Source organism: Streptomyces poriferorum, from assembly GCF_019399235.1.
Lineage (GTDB): Bacteria > Actinomycetota > Actinomycetes > Streptomycetales > Streptomycetaceae > Streptomyces > Streptomyces poriferorum.
Genome location: NZ_JAELVH010000497.1, coordinates 1 through 2,257, shown reverse-complemented (window position 1 = coordinate 2,257; position 2,257 = coordinate 1). Strand labels below are relative to the sequence as shown.

Genomic DNA, 2,257 nt, shown 5'->3' with positions numbered 1-2,257 from the left:
TGCGCCGAGTGCTCGCCGCCGAAGATCGCGCCGTGTGCGGCCATCTCCGCCTTGATGAAGGAGTGGCCGACCCTGGTGCGGACAGGGGTGCCGCCGTGTTCGCGTACGACCTCCGGGACCGAGAGGGAGGAGATCAGGTTGTGGATGACCGTGCCCCGGCCGCCGTTGCGGGCCAGTTCCCGGGCCGCGACCAGGGCGGTGATCGCCGACGGGGAGACGCCCGCGCCTCGCTCGTCCACGACGAAGCAGCGGTCCGCGTCGCCGTCGAAGGCCAGGCCGAGGTCGGCGCCCTCGGCCACCACCCGGGCCTGGAGGTCGACGATGTTCGCGGGGTCGAGCGGGTTGGCCTCGTGGTTCGGGAACGTGCCGTCCAGCTCGAAGTACATCGGGACGAGTTCGAGCCGCAGGCCTGCGAAGACCGTCGGGACCGTGTGGCCACCCATGCCGTTGCCGGCGTCCACGACCACCTTGAGGGGGCGGATCGCGGACAGGTCTACGAGGGAGAGCAGGTGGGCCGCGTAGTCGGTGAGCGTCTCGCGTGCGGTGACCGTGCCGGGGGTGGCGGCCGGCTCCGGAGCGCCGGTCTCCGACCACTTCTCGACCAGGGTGCGGATCTCGGCGAGACCGGTGTCCTGGCCCACGGGGGCCGCGCCGGCCCGGCACATCTTGATGCCGTTGTACTGCGCCGGGTTGTGCGAGGCCGTGAACATCGCGCCCGGCAGGTCCAGTGACCCCGACGCGTAGTACAGCTGGTCGGTCGAGCAGAGACCGATCATGGTGACGTCGGCTCCGCGGGCCGCCGCGCCCCTGGCGAAGGCTCCCGACAGGGCGGGGGACGTGGGGCGCATGTCATGGCCGATGACGATCGCGTCCGCGGCCGTCACCTCGACGAACGCCGCCCCGAACAGCTCGGCCAGCGCCTCGTCCCACTGGTCGGGCACGACTCCGCGCACGTCGTAGGCCTTCACGAGCTGCGACAGATCTGCGGTCACGGGCCGGTCCTCCTGAGGTTTCTTCGGACCGCCAAACTACCCGGCGGCCCAAAACGCCTCACGCTCCGGGCGGGCAGCCGCTCAGGAGTCCGGGCGGCAGCCGCTCAGGAGTCGGGGGAGCGCAGCACCCGCAGGTGGCCTCTGCGGCCGACCTCCACAGGGTCGGCGGTGCGCGGGCCGCCGCCCCTGGTGCCGTCGGCGCGGTCCTGGGGACGCGCGGCCTCGCGTACGGCGTTGGCGAGCGCTTCGAGGTCGTCGCCGCTGGGGCGGGCGGGCGCGGAGGGGTCGGAGAGCCGGACGACCTCCCAGCCACGGGGCGCGGTCAGGCGCTCACTGTGCTCGGCACAGAGGTCGTAGCAGTGGGGCTCGGCGTAGGTGGCGAGCGGGCCGAGGACCGCAGTCGAGTCGGCATAGACGTACGTCAGTGTCGCGACGGCAGGGCGGCCGCACGCGGTGCGCGAACAGCGACGTACAGGGCTCACGATGTTGGACGGTACCGCACTCTTGAGCGGGCTGCGACGACTCTCCCCCGGCTCACCCCACCGTGTCGCCCTGTGAGCCCGGGCACAGGCTCTTCCCGGGCAACTCCCCTGACCTGCACGGGAGGAGAGGGACCCAGGTGATGACGGCAACGATTCGGGTCACCGCTCGGCGCAAAACCTGTCGTACGACAGGGAAGCAGCGATCACGAGCGGGGCCTGAAACGGTTAGTCCCATGGCTGGATCGGTCAGCAAGGATCAGGCCGGTTCTCGCCCGGTCAGCCTCGGGCCGCTCGTCCGCCGGAGGGTTACGCTGCGTCAGTGATGGACAGTTCCGTACCGCCCCGCCCGTCCGAGCCCCGACCCCGGCGCCGGGACCGACACGGCCGCGGCATGCGCGGCCCCGTCGCCCCTCCCCAGGTGCCGCTGTCGGCCAGCAGGGCGGACAGTTTCCGCGATCTGGTGCAGGACTCGGTGGAGCGGCTGGAGCGACGCTGGCCGCAGCTGGCCGAGGTCGACTTCGTGGTGCTCGACGTGCCGGGGACGTCGGAGGAGACCGTGCCGCTGGGAAGCGCGTTGTCCGCGGAGAAGGAACGGCCGGCGCAGATCGTCATCTACCGGCGCCCCGTCGAGATCCGCACCAAGAACCGTGACGAGCGTGCGCTGCTGGTGCACGAGGTGGTGGTCGAGCAGGTCGCGGAGCTGCTCGGGCTCTCGCCCGAGTCGGTCGATCCCCGGTACGGGCAGGAGTAGGCGGACGCACGCAGGCGGGGGCGGGCCGGTTT

3 protein-coding genes are annotated in these 2,257 nt (G+C 71.9%); 1 reads left to right on the top strand and 2 read right to left on the bottom strand.

Translation table 11 applies throughout. The features are described from left to right. A partial coding sequence (locus JGS39_RS38925; protein ID WP_219574488.1) for a phosphohexomutase domain-containing protein occupies nucleotides 1-992 on the bottom strand: 992 nt, incomplete at its 3' end. A gap of 104 nt (nucleotides 993-1,096) precedes the next feature. Then, a complete protein-coding gene (locus tag JGS39_RS38920; protein ID WP_219574487.1) occupies nucleotides 1,097-1,474 on the bottom strand; it encodes a DUF3499 domain-containing protein in 378 nt (125 codons plus the stop codon). A 322-nt stretch (nucleotides 1,475-1,796) separates the two neighbouring features. Between JGS39_RS38920 and JGS39_RS38915 the strand changes: the two genes are divergently transcribed. Then, nucleotides 1,797-2,225, top strand: coding sequence for a metallopeptidase family protein (locus tag JGS39_RS38915; RefSeq protein ID WP_219574489.1), 429 nt, complete (start codon nucleotides 1,797-1,799; stop codon nucleotides 2,223-2,225). The last annotated feature ends 32 nt before the right edge of the window (nucleotides 2,226-2,257 follow it).